The sequence below is a fragment of the Thiomicrospira cyclica ALM1 genome (assembly GCF_000214825.1).
GTDB classification, from domain to species: domain Bacteria; phylum Pseudomonadota; class Gammaproteobacteria; order Thiomicrospirales; family Thiomicrospiraceae; genus Thiomicrospira; species Thiomicrospira cyclica.
This window is the reverse complement of record NC_015581.1, coordinates 1,720,290-1,737,845: the sequence shown is the minus strand read 5'-3', so window position 1 is coordinate 1,737,845 and position 17,556 is coordinate 1,720,290. Positions and strand designations below refer to the sequence as shown.

Sequence of the window (17,556 nt, the reverse complement as noted above, 5' to 3'; positions counted from 1 at the left end):
TAAAATACAACTTTTTAAAGGGTGAGTCGGTGTTTTTATTAGGGTATAAAAACACATGCCCACCAGGCCTGCTACTGCTTAACCGTTCTTGATATCGTGTAATCTTTGCCCTGCTTAACCTTGTCGTAATAGCCGAAAACTTCCATAAAATTACGTTTCATGTAATCACGCAAGCCATTGATGGTCACCACCACGAGTTGCCCTCCTGGCGTCATTTGTGCATGGATATCGTTGAGCATAATGCTGAGCATTTCTTTGCCAACCTTGGCAGGTATATTCGATACCACGGTGGTGAATTGCATCTCTTTGGGTACCGCGCTTAGGCCATTCGACAAATAGGCTTTCGCATGGTCAAAACCGTTCAAGCGGGCATTTTTATTGGCGTAATCCACAGCAACAAAATCTTTATCAACCATATGCACTTGGCCATGCGGTGCTTTGGCGGCAATCGCAATGCCTAGCGGGCCGTAGCCACAACCCAAATCCAATACCACATCATCGGTTTTTATATCCAGATGGCGCAATAGCAATTGCGTGCCATCGTCGATTTCACGCGGGCTAAAAATTCCCCAGGTGGTTTTAAAGGTTAGGGGCGTGCCTAGTAATTCGGTTTCAATGGTCAGGTCTTTTTTTAGTTCGGCAATCGTGGCCATAGTTTTATTCACATTTGGTTAAAGTGGTTATCTATTATAAGCTAAGGTCAGCAAGATAACCGCTATCGCTGATGAAAGGAGCGTGAATGGACGTAATTAATATGGATTTAAGCCAGCGCGTTGTGGTGGAAACCGCTAAGCAGGCCTGGTTGGGCAGTCGGGCGGATGGCGTGTTGCGCAAACCCTTGGAGCGCGAAGCCGCGGAATCGGGTCGCACCACCAGCGTAGTTCAGTTTATGCCCGGTTCGGCGTTTCCGCCACATTCACATCCGCAAGGTGAAGAAATTTTTGTGCTCGAAGGGGTGTTTTCTGATGAGCGCGGAGATTATCCAGCGGGTAGTTATTTACGCAATCCCCCAGGCTCCCAGCACGCACCTTTTTCAAAACAGGGCTGTGTGTTGTTTGTGAAGTTGGATCAATTTCAGCCCGGCGATACCGAAACGCTGGCTATTAACACCCGTCAGCAGGCCTGGCAACCGGGGCATGGCGGCTTAAAGGTGATGGGATTGCATCAGTTTGGTACCGAGCATAGTGCGCTGGTTTGGTGGTCGGCGGGTGAGGTGTTTCAACCTCATACCCATTACGGTGGCGAGGAGATTTTTGTGCTGGAGGGTGAGTTTATTGACGAGCATGGTCGTTACCCAAAAGGATCTTGGTTGCGCAGTCCGCACGCCAGTCGCCATCATCCGTTTGTGGAGCAAGATACCTTAATATGGGTGAAAACCGGGCATTTGTAGCCTGTTTAAGTGACTTTAGCGGTAAAGTCAGCACAGACCGTTGCGAACCTTTACAATAATAAAGACTTGAACTTCAACTCTAGGTAACGGAAAAAGGCGCAATTATGAAATTAGAAACCATTGCATTACATGGCGGCTATAAGCCTGAAGACACCACCAAATCGGTGGCGGTGCCAATTTATCAAACCACCTCGTTTGCGTTTGATGACGCCCAACATGCCGCCGATTTATTTGACCTGAAGGTAGCGGGCAATATCTATTCTCGCATTATGAATCCAACCAATGCGGTGTTAGAAACTCGTATTGCCGCAATGGAAGGCGGCATAGCAGGCCTGGCGGTATCATCTGGTATGGCTGCGATTACCTATACCATTCAAACCCTGGCGGAAGCCGGCGATAACATCCTCAGCACCGGTGAACTCTACGGCGGCAGCTATAACCTCTTTGCCCACACCTTGCCGCGCCAAGGGCTAGAAGTCCGCTTCTTTAACAAGGATGCCCCAGATCAGGACATTGCCCAATTAATTGATGCCAATACCAAACTGCTTTATTGCGAAACAGTCGGCAATCCGTCGGGTGGCATTGCGGATATTGAACGCTTGGCAAAATTAGCCCACCAACACGGCATTCCTTTAGTGGTTGATAGCACGGTGGCCACACCCGCCTTATGGCGACCGATTGAACAGGGCGCAGATATTGTGATCCATTCTGCCACCAAATATATCGGCGGTCACGGCACCACGATTGGCGGCGTAATTGTGGATTCAGGTAAGTTCCCCTGGGCAGAGCATGCCGAGCGCTTTCCGCTGTTAAACACCCCTGATGTGTCTTACCACGGTGTGACCTATACCCAAGACTTCGGTGCCGCTGCGTTTATCGCACGGGCGCGGGTTGTGCCGTTGCGCAATATGGGTGCGGCTTTGTCACCGATGAATGCTTTCCAGCTTATGCAAGGTCTCGAAACTTTGGCGCTTCGCATGGAACGTGTTTGTGAAAATGCCCACAAGGTCGCCGAATTTCTAGAAGAACAACCACTGGTTTCTTGGGTCAATTATGCCGGCCTGGCCAGTCATAAAGACCATCAGCTGGCGCAAAAATATATGCAAGGCAAAGCGTCTGGCATTCTTAGCTTTGGGTTAAAGTCTGGCCGAGAAGGTACGCGTAAATTTTACGATGCGCTGCAGATGATTCTCCGTCTCGTTAATATTGGTGACGCCAAATCTTGCGCCAGTATTCCGGCCGAAACCACCCATCGTCAACTCAATGACGTGGAATTAAAAGCAGCGGGGGTATCACCAGATATGGTGCGCCTGTCAATTGGGATTGAACATATCGATGATATTTTAGCGGATATTGACCAAGCTTTAATGGCCTCAAAAGCTTAAAAGCAAACAACATGACCACCAGGCCTGGTGGTCGTAGATCCAGCTTTAATCACTCGGATATCTTGAACAACCAATTTGTTTTTTATTAAAAATTCGTTGATAGAGCATCACCGCGACCAATGTACTGATCACACTCAACGCAATCAGCGGCCAAAAAGCCGGAATCATCTCCCAGCCGACGGCCAACGTAATTTCACTGTGCGCATCCAAACGCTCCACCAAATGCCAATTTTCCAAATGACTATCCAAATAATAAATCAATAAGCCCACCGCTATAATGAGCGCGACAATACACATTTATCTGTCTCCTAATAGATGACACAACCAGGCCTGGTTGTGGTTTGATGCTATTTCCAAGTCAAACGGGATAACATCGAGTATTAACTTATCGCCAAATTCAAATGTTGCCAACGGCTGTGTAAACCCTTGCCATTGTGGATAAATCAAAACCAGATTACCTTGACCATTTAACACCTTTTGGCCATAGGCAAACAGTTGATACATATCGGCTTGAGCAATACCCGCTTTGCCGTCGGGTTGAGTTTGATCGAGCAATTTCCACTTGGTGTCTAATACCGCTAAAAGTTCATTACCCCGATAAATTATTAGGTCTGGCCGCAGTTGGAACATCGACCTACCGTTCTGCGTGGCTAAATACTTGGCGCTAGATTGGGTTTTAAGCTGATAACCCGGTGGCAAACCGCGCTGAATTTCGCTGGCGACATAGGCTTCAAACAGTTTATCCATTGGCAGTAAAAACGAAATACCTGCGTGTTGGTTGGCGGTCGCAAATGGACTGTATTGACTTAATATCAGCTTTAACCAAGGCAGCAATGTTTGGTAATACTGCATATTGCGACTGGTACGCCAGGCCTGAAAATCCGATGCGATCTGTGTTGAAACCGGCACCGCATCAAACGCGAAACGCAACTCGCGCGCCAGTTTTTGATTCGGTAAATACTGGCTCACACGCGTTATCGATATCAATGCGGCATGAATCAAACGGTTTTCCGCGCGATTATCATTAAACACATCGTATTCAATGCAGAATTGGGTTTGCTTGACGGGTGATTGCCTTAATTGACGTGCCGTGTGTAGCTGTCCTTTTAAAAAACGTTCTTGCGCCTCAACCCGCTGGTAATCCTTGCGGATGCCCTTACGCACCACCTGCGCCAAATCTTGTAAGAACCGGCCGATCAGCACCTCCGGCAAGGGTTGTTTCAGCGTGTCAATCAAAGCATCGGTGGACGCAATAAATGGCAACACCTTGGCGGCTTTGAGCATACGCAATAACAGCTTGCGGCTAGCAACCAGGCCTGGTTCTTCAATCATTGGCGCATGTTTGGGTAAGATTTCGATTTGCGTGCCATCTGGTGTGGCAATCACGCCAACAAAGCCTTGTGCTTTTAAGGTATGCGTATTTAAAAAGGTTAGATATCGGTGGGTTTTATCAGACGATTGTGCAATTTTGGCGAGAAACAACCAGGCCTGTTGACCGACTTCAATTTCATCAAAACCAACTTGTTTATTTTGCTCGGAGCGAACAATCCGCCCCCATTCGCGCAGCACTAAACTAGTGGTCAATTAAGCCGCCTGTTTATGATGCACAAGTTCAAATAAGCGCTTTGCCGATAACTCCAACCCATGCGGCCAGCACAATGCCCCCGCATCAATAAAACACCGATCGGCAAACGCTTCATCTTTTAGTTTCTCTAACAAAGGTCCCTCATGTGCTTTTAGATAAGCATTTAAATCAAACTCACCCTTCGTGCCATTCGAAAACGTGAGATGAATCACGCCACCTATTTTGTAGTCACACTCTAATAACTTAATCATAATCCGCACCTCGAATACGCTCTAAAGGTTCAAAGTTTTGCGCCTTAGTCCAATTATCCATTAATTCGGGCTGATGTTCTAAACACCAGTCCTTTACAATCGCTGCTACTTTTCTTGGCAGACGACCTTCTTTAACCAACCCTGTACTGATTTCAACCAGAGCCTCAAATCCTTGATATTCAACGTGAATATGCGGCGGTGGGTGGTCGTCGTGCCACATTCTAATTACAATACCAAAAAACACGGACAAAATTGGCATATAACCTCCTAAAAGGTGTAAATAGTAGCCAGGTTTTCAGCCGTTAATCCATCGAGTGGTTTGCGTTGAAATTTTTCTGTGTCACTAGGGGCTTCAGCGTCAGTAAACAAATTGCTATAGGCTTGTCTTTCATAAAAATGATCCTCCGCTGCGCCAAGTACCCAGCGGATTTTTTGCCAATCATCGTAGAAACATTCTTCCAGCAACGGCAAGATTTTGTTTTTAAACGCCTGACGCAAATCATCAAGCGAATCCAGATTCATTAAAAATGCATGACCGAGCGTGTGTTCGCGATCATATAAGGCTTCGATGCGCTGGTTCATCACGTCTAACATTTTGCGGACATCAACACCTTCTAAATTGTCTGTCACCAGGCCTGGTAACGGCATCATTTCCATAAAATCAAAGCGGCGGCGCAAGGCGGTATCCATTAACGCCAACGAACGGTCAGCGGTATTCATGGTTCCGATAATATACAAATTGTTTGGCACCGAAAACGGTTCTTTAGAATAAGGCAAAGTCACCTCAATCGCCTCGTCATTGCCCGCCCGTTTACTCGGTTCAATCAGCGTAATCAATTCACCAAAAATCCGCGAAATATTACCACGATTGATTTCGTCGATAATCAAGACGTGGGGCTTTAATGCTACCTCTTCAGCTTGCCTAGTTGGCTCTGAAGATTCATTGAACTCCCTAAATGCATTGACGAGGCTCAAGTAGTAAGTATCTTCTTGACGAGTATATTTGTACTTGTTACTAAAAATTTGTTCGTGGACTTCTCGTGCGCTTTGAAATGGATAATCAGACTGAAATACTTGTTTTAACTCCTCAACCTTTAACTGAACTTCTCCACCACTAAATGTTGAATCTGGTGACTCAATCGTTAAACGCTCATCATCCGTGTTGATAATTTTAAACTCGGTACCTTTTTTCTTTTTAAACGCAACTTCAGATTCAATGGCATGGGTTATAAAATCGTCATAACGCTTATCCAAGTTCAGGTCTTCAACGAGTTGATTGACTGACTTCTGGCTATCCTCTAGGTTTTTTGATGCTAATTTTGCAAGGCGTTTAAACACGCCACTTTCGACCTGATAGCTGATTTTGCCATCATGCGTTTTAGCCTGAATGCCCTCAACAAAATCTTCATAGCTAAAACTTTGGTGAAAGGTTACAAATTCAACTTGTCCGGGATAGCGTGATTTTAGCTCTTGAATCGAACCAGGCCTGGTGGTGTCAGTTGAATCCGTTACATTTAAAATCTGCCAAGCCAAATCCACCGTATTAAAGGTTTTCCCTGTTCCCGGCGGGCCGTAAAGAATGGTGTTAAGCGGCTGATTATCTAAAGCTTGCATAGACATATCTTCAGACTCGACTTCAATCGTTTGATTCCACCAAGTTGTTACGAAATATTCGTAATCTTGGGGGCTGTCATTGAAAGTAAAATCAACCAACTTGCTGGCATATTGCGACCACCACTTGTTTTCTTGATTAATTCGCCAAAATGTTGCGCGGTATGTAAAAAAATACCAGTCTTTAGGTTTGAAATCCTTTTGCCAATTTACTATAACGCGCTGACCATTTGATGGATTTTCTACAACGGTTCCAATAGCCTTAATTGTCATTTTTGATATGGACTTACCAAGGGGAGCGCCACTGAAAGGCAAATTATTTTTCTGAACAGTAGCAGCCTTAATCGCTATACGCTCCCCCACCTTAATTTGTTTAATTTGTTCTGCTAATTTGGGCTTCTCGTCAACGTCATAGCCCATCTCCCAATAGCCGCCATCAACAAATTCGGCAGTTTTATCTTCGGTGTTGTTCCAGACTGCGCCTACAAAATAATAATTTTCCATTTCTCATCCCTTACATCATTCCGTTCATTCTAACTAAGCATCTTGATGGATGCGAATTTTTGCTCAGGGTTAAAGGCGGAGTAAGAACATTTGAGGTGTAAACAGTATGAACGGCTTGATCTCCACCTAACGCCAATCCAGCCTTGCCAGCACACGCAGTTGATCGGGTTGTTTGGGGTCGTAGCGGGTTAGTAACACATCGCCCATGGAGGTATTTTGACCGGTCGCCAGCAGAATGTTGCTGCGGTGGGTGCTTAAAATCCAGTTTTCGCCCGCGGGTTGTTGGGCGGCGGCGGTTAAAACGGCGCGGGTTTGTGCTGGCCCACGGTCACGGTTTGCAAAGACAGAGTTGATGGGTTCCCACACTTCATGGCGCCCAAATGCAATATCGGCGGCTTCGGTACAACGACACCAGGCACTCGATAAAATTCGGTCAAGTTTGACACCCGAGGTCTGAAACACAGCGCCAATCTGGCGTGCTTCGGCACGACCTTGAGCATTGAGTCGGCGTTGGGTCATGCAGTTATCTAATCGAAAACCTTCGGGATCGCCAATGCCGGGATAGGTGCGAGGATGGCGCCACCAAATTAGGTTGTTGCCTTCGGCGGCTAAGCGCCAGAACTCGGCATTTTTATCGGCCGCTAGCGTGTGTTGGCTTAGTAGCAGGCCTGGTGCCATAAAACTGGTCGCTAAGGTTTTAACAAAATCACGGCGTTTCATATCTCACAATTCCACTTAATTAATTGAAGGTAATCTAAGGCTTCACGCACTTGCAATATGTTTTATCATATTCTACCTTTTAACCCAGATGTTCAGCAAAGAATGCATAGTTTAAATCCACGACAATTAGAAGCGGTATTACATATCGACACCCCGTTGTTGGTGCTTGCCGGTGCGGGCAGTGGTAAGACACGGGTTATCACTGAAAAGATTGCCCATTTAGTGCGCAAGCATGACTTCAAACCGCACCATATTTATGCGGTCACCTTTACCAATAAAGCCGCGCGTGAAATGAAAGAGCGGGTTACCAAGCTGATGGTGGACACCCCCGCCAAAGGCCTCAATGTATCGACCTTCCATAACCTAGGGCTTAACATTATTCGTCAGGAATATAAGGCGCTGAACTATAAAGCCAATTTTTCGATTATGGATGCTACCGACACCGGACAAATCCTTAAAGAATTGATGAAGAAAAACGATTTGTCACCCGAAGAATTGGACGGTGTGCAGTGGGAGATTTCGGCCTGGAAAAACCAACATCTTGATCCCAAAATCGCCTTAGAAATGGCTGAAAATCCCCTGGAACAGGCGCGTGCCCGCTTGTATGCCGCCTATCAAAAACAGCTCCATGCCTACAATGCGGTGGATTTTGATGACCTGATTGGCTTGCCGGTGCGCCTGTTTAATGATCAGCCAGACATTTTGACCAAGTGGCAAAATAAAGTGCGTTATTTGCTGGTGGATGAGTATCAAGACACTAACGCGGCGCAATATAAATTGGTGCGCCAGTTGGTCGGTTTAAACGGCAAATTGACCGTGGTGGGCGACGATGACCAGTCGATTTACGCCTGGCGTGGTGCGCAACCGGAAAACCTGGCGATGTTGCAGCAGGATTTTCCGGGCTTGCATTTGGTGAAGCTGGAACAAAACTACCGCTCAAGTCAGCGTATTTTACAAAGTGCCAATGCGTTAATCGCCCAAAACCCTCATGTGTTTGAAAAACGGCTGTGGAGTGAAATGGGCATGGGCGATGCCATTCGGGTGATTGCCTGTGCGAATGAAAACCAAGAAGCCGAGCGGGTGGTGTCGGAACTGGTGGTGCATAAATTTCAGCATCGCACCAAAACCCGCGACTATGCGATTTTGTATCGCGGTAACCACCAGGCCCGCTTAATTGAACGGGCATTGCGCGAGCAAAATTTGCCCTATATTTTGTCGGGTGGCCAGTCGTTTTTTGATAAGGCAGAAATAAAAGATGTCATGTCTTATCTTAAATTGATTGTGAACCCCGATGATGACGCAGCGTTTTTGCGCATTATTAATACGCCCCGGCGTGAAATTGGCGCGACCACCCTCGAAAAATTGGCGACCTATGCTACCAACCGCGGGATCAGTTTGTTTGATGCTACGCAAGAGTTTGGTTTAACCCAAATTCTGTCGGAAAAATCGCTCAAACGGGTGCAACTGTTCGGTCAGGTGTTGCTTGATTGGGTCAAAGAAGCTGAGGTGTTGGAAGGCGCAGAGATGGTCACCTTTGTTCGCGGTGTGCTGGATAAAATTGAATACGATAACTGGTTAATGGAAACGGCCAGTTCGGTCAAAACCGCAGAAAAGCGGATTGAAAATGTCCGTGATTTATTATTGTGGATTGAGCGGATTGTTAAAAAAGCCGATGAAGAAGATGGTGACCAGCTCAAACTGGCAAAAGTGGTCTCGCACATGACGTTGATGGATATTATGGAGCGCAATGAAGACGAAAAAGAGCATGACATGATTAGCCTGATGACCCTACACGCCTCAAAGGGCTTGGAGTTTCCGCATGTGTTTTTGGTCGGTGTCGAAGAAGAAATGCTGCCGCATAAACAAAACCTGGAGTCACCCGGCTTGGAAGAAGAACGGCGCTTAGCCTACGTGGGTATTACCCGGGCACAACGTTCGCTGACTATGACTTATGCCCAAAAACGGCGTAAATACGGCGAGGATATGCGCTGTGAACCGAGTCGTTTTTTATACGAACTGCCCGAGGATGTTCTGCAGTGGGAGGGCAAGCCGGGTGTTGAGTTAAGCAAAGAAGAAGCGAAGGCGCACGGCAATGCGCAATTAGAGCAAATTCGCGCGATGCTGGCGGCGAAGGCCAAGTAATCTATGCTAGGTTGGTCGTAAAATCTGGAATGTTATAACAGCACAGGACAAAACAAATGATCAATAGTTTTTCATTGGCACAAATGCCGGCGATTGAGTTTGGTTGGGGCTGTACCGATAGCCGCTTGGCGGATGCGATTTTGGCGCAAAGCCAAAACCAGGTCATGTTGATTAGTGGCGGTTATGCCGATGCGCATTTTGTGGAACCGCGTCTGGCTCGGGTGTTTGAGTGCCGTAAAGTGCATCGTGTGGTGGTGCGCGGAGAGCCATCGCCAGCGGTTGTGGATAAGTTAGTCGCTGAAGCGCCACAGGGCATTGAACTGGTCATTGGGTTTGGTGGTGGCAGTGTCTTGGATGCCGCCAAAGCAGTAGCAGGCCTGCTGCCAGAGCGTTTTTCGGTGGTCGATTATTTAGAAGGCGTGGGCTGTGGTCGCAAAATTCAGCACACGCCCGTGCCGTTTATGGCGGTGCCAACAACGGCAGGAACGGGGTCGGAAACCACCAAAAATGCGGTCATTTCCAAACTCGGCGAATACAAAAAATCCTTTCGTGATGACCGACTGCTGGCCAAGCAGGCCTGGTTAGATCCCGCGTTTTTGCCACATTGCCCGGCTTCGGTCCTATATCCTACTGCGATGGATGCCTTCACCCAGTTGTTAGAATCCTACGTGACGCTGAAGGCCAATCCGATCACCGATGCACTTGCATGGCAAGGTATGTGCTTGTTTAAAGGCGCATTTGATTTGATCGCATCAAATGACCCGACCTGCCAACAGCAGGGTTATGGTCAATTAATGTTAGCCGCCAGCCTTTCCGGGATGACCCTAGCTAATGCGGGTTTGGGTGCCGTGCATGGGTTGGCCGGACCCATTGGCGCCTATTTTGAAGCCCCGCACGGGGTGGTTTGTGCCCGATTGCTTGCGCCCATTACTCGCGCCAATATCGAAGCGTTACAAATCGCATCATCCGAGCAGGCTACGACGGCGCTCAATAAGTATGTCCAGGTTGCCGAATTGCTAACCGGGCATCGTGGGTTAGCAGGCCTGGTGGCTTATTTGGAGCAGATGTCGGCTGATTATGTGCCACAAGGTTTGGCTGAATTTGGCTTGCGTGCTGATAACTTGGCGCCGGTGTTAGCGTGTTGCCGGGCGGGTAGTATGCTAGGCAATCCGCTGGTGTTATCAGACCAAGCTTTAAAACAGGCGATGATGGCCGCGCTTTAAATCGGATGAATTAGTCGTCCGAGCGCTTGTTTTTGTTATACTTTTGAAATTGAAATACGTCAACTTTATAGGGAGTTAACGCAATGAAAAACGGATTGTTAGTCTTTGCTAGCTTAGTGCTAGGTGCTATTTTAATCATGCCACAGCCCGCTGAAGCCAAGCGTTTTGGCGGTGGCGGCAGTTTTGGCAAGCAACATTCTATGCCGGCTCATCAGCGTCAACAGCAGCAGGCCCAGCGTCAGCAACGTCAACAGCAACAACAGCAACGCCAAGCCCAGCGTCAGCAAGCGGTGGCCAATTCAGGTACCTCACGTTGGTTAGGCCCGTTAGCAGGTCTGGCGGCAGGTGGTTTATTGGCGTGGATGTTCTTTGGTGATGGTTTTGATGGCTTACAGTTTATGGACATTTTGCTATTCGGTGCTCTAGCATTCGGGCTGTATATGTTGCTTCGTACTTTGCGGGCGCGTCAGTCGGGGCAGTATGCCGGTACCCCTGGCGCTTCTGCACACAATACCTCATCGCAAGAGCGTGCCTCAGCTCAATCCCAGTATCGTGAGGCGCCCCCAGCGAGCCCGGTTAATCAAGCCCAGCAATACGATCCGAATTACAGCGGTTCGATGATTGGCTCAGGTTTAGGTATTAATGCGCTACATCATGTTGAAACCCCGAGCTGGTTTAACCCAGATGCGTTTGTGGAAGGGGCCAAACAGCATTTTGTTGCTGTGCAAAAGGCTTGGGATCAGGGGGATGCCTCCGAAATTGAAAGCTACTGTACGCCCGAATTGTTTGCTGAGCTTCAGGCATTGATGGCCGATATGGTGCCCGGTGAAAATTATACCGAAGTCGATACGCTACACAGTGAATTGGTTGATCAATCCATTGATGGCGACTACTTTGTGGTTAGTATTCGTTTCAGTGGCTATATTAAAGAAAGCCGCGATGATGATGCACACGCCTTTAATGAAATTTGGCATATTCGTCGATTACAGGCGGGCGAGGGTAACTGGCAGATCGCCGGTATTCAACAGCAATTCTGACCTCCACATGACGCACATGGCACAACTCCCTTATGCGTACGGTGGTCCTTTAGGCTGTGCGCAACTGAAACAACAGCCAGCGGACTTTCAGGTCGAAGAAGTTTTATCCTACCCGTTGACCGGTCAGGGCGAGCACTTGTGGTTGTGGGTCGAAAAGATCGGCCAAAATACCGACTGGGTGGCGCAACAACTGGCCAAGTCGGCCAATATTCGCTTACGAGATGTGGGTTTTGCCGGTCTTAAAGATCGTCATGGTATTACCCGTCAATGGTTTAGTTTGTATTTGCCAGGGCAAGCCGATCCGCAATGGGATCAGTGGTCTATCGAGGGTGTGCAAGTATTGTCGGCAACCCGCCATCAACGTAAATTACAAACCGGTGGCTTAAAAGGCAATCGGTTTATTATTCGGTTGCGCGATGTCACCGCGAATCAAGCGGCGCTTAATTCGCGGCTACAACAAATGGCAGGAGCGGGTGTACCCAATTATTTTGGTGCGCAACGCTTTGGCCGTAATGAGCATAATTTGGTGATGGCGCAACGTTTATTTCATGGTGAGCTCACCCGTTTGAAACCCGCACAGCGCAGTTTGTATATTTCCGCGGCGCGTTCTTTTCTTTTTAATCACCTGCTGGGCGAACGCGTCAAACAAGGCAACTGGAACCAGGCCTGCCTGGGCGACGTTTTTCAGCTTGAAGGGTCTGCGAAGTGGTTTGTCGATGATGCCAGTGCCGATTTGGCACAACGGGTAGCCAGCTTTGATATCCACCCAACAGGGCCGTTGGTCGGTTTTGAACCCACGCCGGCTCGGCAGGCGGTCCAACAAATCGAAGATCAGGTGCTGTCATCGCACCAGGCCTGGTGCCAAGGACTAACGGACTTAAAATTAAAAACCGATCGTCGTGCTTTACGGGTTATGGCGCAGGGTGTGCATTGGGAATGGCAGGCCACTGATGGGCAAAAGCAACCAGAGCAAAGCTCGCGCGATCTAATCATTCAATTTGAATTAGCCGCTGGACAATATGCCACTAATTGGTTGCGAGAAGCCTTAGAGGTTCTCCATGCATAGGCGGCCTAAACTATGACCTCCCGAGTAGCGTTTTTTTGCATGGCACTGGTTTGGTTCAGTGCTTCACTGCTTATCAACGCCGCATCTGCTTCACAACCGCAACCTCAAACGATTACCTTCAGTGTTTTTGAAGACAAAACTACTGAGCTGACTTTGGCGGATGTTTTTCAAGCCAGCGAGCATGGCGAATTTATTCCGCACCCCTCAACGTCATTTTTGGGTGGTTATACTCGTTCCGCATTTTGGTTTCAGCTAGATTTAAGACCGTTTAAACAGCAAGCGATATATGAAAACGGACTGTGGCTTGAAATCCAGCCGCCTTATTTGGATTTTCTAGATCTGCATTATCAAGACGATCATGGCCAGTGGCAGCATCACCAAGCGGGTAACAAACGGCCATACGCCGATCAGCTTCACCCTCACCGTAGCGCTTTATTTGTTATCGAAAACCTGCCCGACTATGCTTATTTACGTCTGCAAACCCATTCCACCACAATATTAATTATGAATGGCTGGTCGGAACAAGCATTTTTCAGCAATGCGCGTAACAGTTATGTTTTGTTTGCTTTGGTATTTGGGATTTTGTTAACACTGCTTGTTTTCAACCTGTTTCAGGGCGACTGGATTAAAAATCGACTTTATCAATTTTTTGTTATTTATCTCGCCATTTTTATATTAACCATGGTGAGTGTTAACGGTTTTTTAGGCTTGTATCTACTGCAAAATTGGCCGACATTGGATGCGATGCTGGTTCCGCTGTCGTTTATGATGTTGCTAGTTGCCGTTTCGGTAGTTTACATCGAGTTTTTAGAACTTTCTTTAAGGCGAACCCCAATATTATTTGGCATGACACTGCTAGCAATCGCTGCGGGTGCTATTGGTATTATTGGGGTTTTCTTCCATTTTTATGTTGATGTGATACCTTTTATTGGCCTGTATGTCATTCTGATGTACAGCACTTGGCTTATAAAAGCCTTCTATCTAACTTTTACCTCGGTTTTGAAATTTGAGCAAATACTGATTTTTTTAGCCACGCTTAGTGGTTTATTAGGCTCGATAACCATGATTTTGGTGTTATTGGGCTGGCTATCGGTTGAGGTATTTGGGCTGTATTTATTCCAGATGACCTCGTTTGTAGCGGTTTTGTTGCTGCAGTTTGTTATGGTGTTAAAAATACGCCACGCTATTACACAGCGGCAATCAATGGAGAAACAACATCAGATTTCTAGCGAGCGGTTGGCGATTACTGAAAAAGTAAAACTCGAAAAAGAACGCTTTTTAGCCATGTTAAGCCATGAACTAAAAACCCCTTTGTCGGTGATTCAAATTGCATTGGAACAGAACCTATCCCTACCCAATTCCAAGCCACACGCCTTGATGGCTTTAAAAGATATTGACCAGGTTATTGAGCGCTGTACCCATGTACAGCGGTTTGAAGAACGCAAAACTCTGGTTAATCCGGTTGAGTTTGAGCCTTACGAATTGCTGAAACGGGTTGTGGGCTACTATGCAACCATCGGCGATATTCGATTCACGGCACCAGCGACTCTAAAGTCATTAATTTGGGTGAGCGATAGCAATATTTTTCAGGTGATTTGCAATAACTTGATTGATAACGCAGTTAAGTATTCGCAAGACAATACCGAAATTTCCGTGTATTTGGGCCAAACAGATTCGGGTGAACTGTTGCTTGAGGTTAAAAATTGTGTCGGCGAATATGGTCCACCGGATATTGATCGCGTCTTTGAAAAATACTATCGCAGTCCGGCCGCTAAAAAAGTGACGGGTTCTGGGCTAGGGCTTTATCTTGTGCATGGTTCCGTTGATTTATTGGGTGGCCATATCCAGGTAAAAACCGACGACGATCTCGTTATTTTTACCGTTATCCTTCCTCGTTTGTAAGTCACTTCGTTTAGCTTGCAGTTTTCTGTAAGCTAGTTTTTTAAGCATGGGTTATTCTATTGGCATAATTATTAATTTTTGTCGTTTGGATGGTCTTATGCCGAAAGTCCTTTTAATTGAAGATCATAAAATGCTGCGTGATAGCCTTAAGCACTTGATGCTTAATCAGGGCTATGAGGTAACCGCGCTAGAGTCGGTTGAAGATTTGTTTGACCATGCTTTGGATTACTGGGATTTGGCGATATTAGATGTCGGATTACCCGGTGAGGATGGCCTTTCGTTCGCTTCACGCTTACGCAAAGCTCGACCTGACATGATTATTATCGTTCTAAGCGTTAATGACCATTCGGAAAATAGAGTGGCTTGCTACGAGAGTGATGCCGATTTATTTCTAGCCAAACCCTTGGATTCAGAAGAGCTTTTAGCCGCAATGGCAGCCTATTTGCGCAAAAAGAAACGCCGTCAAGACACAGCTCCGATGGTACTTAATTTAGAGGCTAACCTACTTACCTATCATAATCATTATGTGCGACTAACGGCGAACGAAACCCGTTTATTGCACGCTATGTTAATGGCGGAAGCGGACTTAGTGGAGGTTTGGCAACTGAAAGCTGCGCTAGGTTTTATCGATGATGATGGCAAAAACCGCCTAGAGGTCTTAATTTCACGGCTGCGAAAAAAACTATTCCAAGCTTTTGATCTTGGCGATTTAATTCAAGCTGAGCGAGGGCAGGGTTATAAACTCAGCCAAGCAATCGTGGCAGAGGATTAGCGGTCCGGTTTTCTTTAAGTTTTTTATAATATTTTCTCTAAAATCTTCTCAAAACCCCTAACCTTACAGTTTTCTGTAAGGGAATAAAAAAATTGTTTGCTAAGATTCGTATTAATTAAGTCTATTAATCGAATTTGCATACATTTGTTAGGGGTATTTTATGGCTATCAACCGCAGGTATTTTGGGCAAGCTAAACCGCTCACTGGGGCGTTGGCACTGGCATTCGCAGGCCTGCTAGCCAGCTCACCCGCTGTGGCACAAACCCAACCCGATGCCGGGTCGATTTTGCAACAACTTACCCCGCAGATTCCTCAAATCGCGCCTGCGCTCCCTTCAGTGGAGTCGCGTCAAGACGATCCGTTGGCGCCGATTCCGGCGGCCGGACCAACGGTATTGATCACATCCATGACCATTGTCGATGTGGACGGTGTGCTCACGGAGGAAGAAAAGTTCGCACTGGTGGGGGATGCGGCAGGGCAACGGTTGGATTACGCCGGTATGCTTAGCTACCGCGATAAGGTCACCGCCTATTTGCGTGCCAAAGGCTATTTAATGGCCCGTGCCTATTTGCCGCGTCAAGATGTCACCGACGGCACGGTCGAGATCCATATTCTGATTGGTCGGCTGGACGAACAGCAGTCGTTTTTATTTGAACGTGAAGACGCAAATGATGCCGCCGACGATGCGCGACCCAGCAGTGAGCTTGATGTGGATTTTCTTACCCGCATGGCCGCCGCACATCTCACCCCTGGTGAAGCGCTGAGTGAAGCGCCGCTCAATGCCAGCGTGTTAAAAATGAGCGATTTGCACGGCATTAACGCCACCGCCACGCTCACGCAAGGGGCGGAGTTGGGTGAGCTGCGGGTGCGTTATCAACTGCAAACCGAGCCGCGGCACAATCTGTTGGCCTGGGTGGATAACCAAGGCAATCGCAGTACCGGCGAAACCCAAGCGGCGGCGCAATACCGATTGGTCAACCCCAGTGGCAAGGGCGATCAGTTGAGCCTGTTTGCCAACCACAGCAACGGGGTCGATCTGGCGAACCTCAGTTATGCTACGCCTCTTAACCCACACGGCCTAATGCTCAATCTGGGCTATTTAAACCTCGATTACCGGGTGATGACCGAACTCGGCCGTACTCAGCAATCGCGTGGCTCGGTACAAGGCGTTAATGCTGGACTGACTTATGCGCTGATTCGCTCGCGAACGCACAACCTGTATCTGAGCGGGGAATTTAGCAAGCAACAACTACTCGATGAGCAGTTGGGTGAGCGCACCAAACAGCGCGACAAGCACAGCCTAAAGCTTGGCCTCAATGGCGACTGGCTCGACGGGCGCTATGGTGGCGGCTTTAACAGCTGGTCGTTCAACTGGACCCAAGGGCAATTAGACCTGCCGATTGGTTTAGACGCCGACCAAGGCGGTTTTCAAACTGCCGGCGCTTATACCAAGCTCAACCTGAGCTTTAACCGCATTCAACGACTTAACGCCGACTGGACCGCATCACTGGCCTATCGCGGTCAACGGGCGTTTAAAAACCTCGACTCCTCCGAACAAATGAGCCTCGGTGGTGTCAGTGGCGTGCGAGCCTATCCGGGGTCTGAGGCCAGTGGCGATGAAGCCGACCTGATTAATTTTGAACTGCGTTACGAACTGCCCCAAACCGGTTGGTTCGACAGCGCGCAACTGACCGCTTTTTATGACATTGGCTGGGTGCAGTTGCACAAAGATTTGGGCAACCAGCGCCCAAACAATCAACAAGAAATTAATGCCTACAGCTTACAAGGCGCGGGCTTGGGCATTCGGATGACTCGTCGTAATAACCTGATGCTGCAGTTGCAACTGGCCAGCAAAATCGGCACCAATCCCGGCGTGGATAGCAATGGCAATGACGCGGATGGTCGCACCGACGACACGCGGGTGTGGGCACAATTGGTCAAGTGGTTCTAAGCGAATTTAAGAGGGCA

16 protein-coding genes are annotated in these 17,556 nt (G+C 47.8%); 9 read left to right on the top strand and 7 right to left on the bottom strand.

What is annotated here, in order from left to right; all coding sequences use genetic code 11:
- Positions 1-71: 71 nt before the first annotated feature.
- A complete protein-coding gene (locus THICY_RS07575) occupies positions 72-653 on the bottom strand; it encodes a class I SAM-dependent methyltransferase (protein ID WP_013836026.1) in 582 nt (193 codons plus the stop codon).
- 86 nt (positions 654-739) lie between these two features.
- Here THICY_RS07575 and THICY_RS07570 point away from each other — a divergent pair, with 86 nt between their 5' ends.
- Both THICY_RS07570 and THICY_RS07565 read left to right on the top strand, forming a co-directional pair.
- Positions 740-1,390 (top strand): cupin domain-containing protein, encoded by a 651-nt coding sequence (locus tag THICY_RS07570; RefSeq protein WP_013836025.1) that lies wholly within the window; start codon positions 740-742, stop codon positions 1,388-1,390.
- A 104-nt stretch (positions 1,391-1,494) separates the two neighbouring features.
- Positions 1,495-2,775 (top strand): O-acetylhomoserine aminocarboxypropyltransferase/cysteine synthase family protein, encoded by a 1,281-nt coding sequence (locus THICY_RS07565; RefSeq protein ID WP_013836024.1) that lies wholly within the window; start codon positions 1,495-1,497, stop codon positions 2,773-2,775.
- Between the two features lie 45 nt (positions 2,776-2,820).
- Here the strand turns inward: THICY_RS07565 and THICY_RS07560 are convergent, their stop codons facing one another.
- The 6 genes from THICY_RS07560 to THICY_RS07535 all read right to left on the bottom strand — a co-directional run bounded on the left by THICY_RS07560 (position 2,821) and on the right by THICY_RS07535 (position 7,446).
- Positions 2,821-3,072: a hypothetical protein gene (locus tag THICY_RS07560; RefSeq protein WP_013836023.1), complete on the bottom strand. Its 252-nt coding sequence runs from the start codon at positions 3,070-3,072 to the stop codon at positions 2,821-2,823.
- The gene (locus THICY_RS07555) at positions 3,073-4,359 is read right to left on the bottom strand and encodes an McrC family protein (RefSeq protein ID WP_013836022.1); all 1,287 of its coding nucleotides are present in this window, start codon (positions 4,357-4,359) and stop codon (positions 3,073-3,075) included.
- Complete coding sequence (locus THICY_RS07550; protein ID WP_013836021.1) at positions 4,360-4,611, bottom strand: DUF2442 domain-containing protein; 252 nt, start codon at positions 4,609-4,611, stop codon at positions 4,360-4,362.
- Positions 4,604-4,870, bottom strand: a complete 267-nt coding sequence (locus tag THICY_RS07545) for a DUF4160 domain-containing protein (RefSeq protein ID WP_013836020.1) — start codon at positions 4,868-4,870, stop codon at positions 4,604-4,606. The genes THICY_RS07550 and THICY_RS07545 overlap by 8 nt, the downstream gene beginning before the upstream one ends.
- An 8-nt stretch (positions 4,871-4,878) precedes the next feature.
- Complete coding sequence (locus THICY_RS07540; protein WP_013836019.1) at positions 4,879-6,726, bottom strand: McrB family protein; 1,848 nt, start codon at positions 6,724-6,726, stop codon at positions 4,879-4,881.
- A gap of 126 nt (positions 6,727-6,852) precedes the next feature.
- Entirely contained in the window at positions 6,853-7,446 is a 594-nt protein-coding gene (locus THICY_RS07535; protein WP_013836018.1) for a histidine phosphatase family protein, read from the bottom strand.
- Positions 7,447-7,548: 102 nt separating this feature from the next.
- On the opposite strand from THICY_RS07535, the gene THICY_RS07530 reads away from it, so the two are divergent.
- The 7 genes from THICY_RS07530 (at position 7,549) to THICY_RS07500 (ending at position 17,539) form a co-directional block, all read left to right on the top strand.
- Entirely contained in the window at positions 7,549-9,588 is a 2,040-nt protein-coding gene (locus THICY_RS07530) for a UvrD-helicase domain-containing protein (protein WP_456154840.1), read from the top strand.
- A 56-nt stretch (positions 9,589-9,644) separates the two neighbouring features.
- The gene (locus THICY_RS07525; RefSeq protein WP_013836016.1) at positions 9,645-10,811 is read left to right on the top strand and encodes an iron-containing alcohol dehydrogenase; all 1,167 of its coding nucleotides are present in this window, start codon (positions 9,645-9,647) and stop codon (positions 10,809-10,811) included.
- Between the two features lie 83 nt (positions 10,812-10,894).
- On the top strand, positions 10,895-11,848 hold the full coding sequence (locus tag THICY_RS07520; RefSeq protein ID WP_013836015.1) for a Tim44 domain-containing protein: 954 nt from the start codon (positions 10,895-10,897) through the stop codon (positions 11,846-11,848).
- Between the two features lie 7 nt (positions 11,849-11,855).
- Entirely contained in the window at positions 11,856-12,914 is a 1,059-nt protein-coding gene (truD, locus tag THICY_RS07515; RefSeq protein WP_013836014.1) for a tRNA pseudouridine(13) synthase TruD, read from the top strand.
- Positions 12,915-12,953: 39 nt separating this feature from the next.
- On the top strand, positions 12,954-14,816 hold the full coding sequence (locus THICY_RS07510; RefSeq protein ID WP_162093959.1) for a sensor histidine kinase: 1,863 nt from the start codon (positions 12,954-12,956) through the stop codon (positions 14,814-14,816).
- 97 nt (positions 14,817-14,913) lie between these two features.
- A complete protein-coding gene (locus THICY_RS07505; protein ID WP_013836012.1) occupies positions 14,914-15,588 on the top strand; it encodes a response regulator transcription factor in 675 nt (224 codons plus the stop codon).
- A gap of 160 nt (positions 15,589-15,748) precedes the next feature.
- Positions 15,749-17,539 (top strand): ShlB/FhaC/HecB family hemolysin secretion/activation protein, encoded by a 1,791-nt coding sequence (locus THICY_RS07500; RefSeq protein WP_013836011.1) that lies wholly within the window; start codon positions 15,749-15,751, stop codon positions 17,537-17,539.
- Positions 17,540-17,556: the final 17 nt, after the last annotated feature.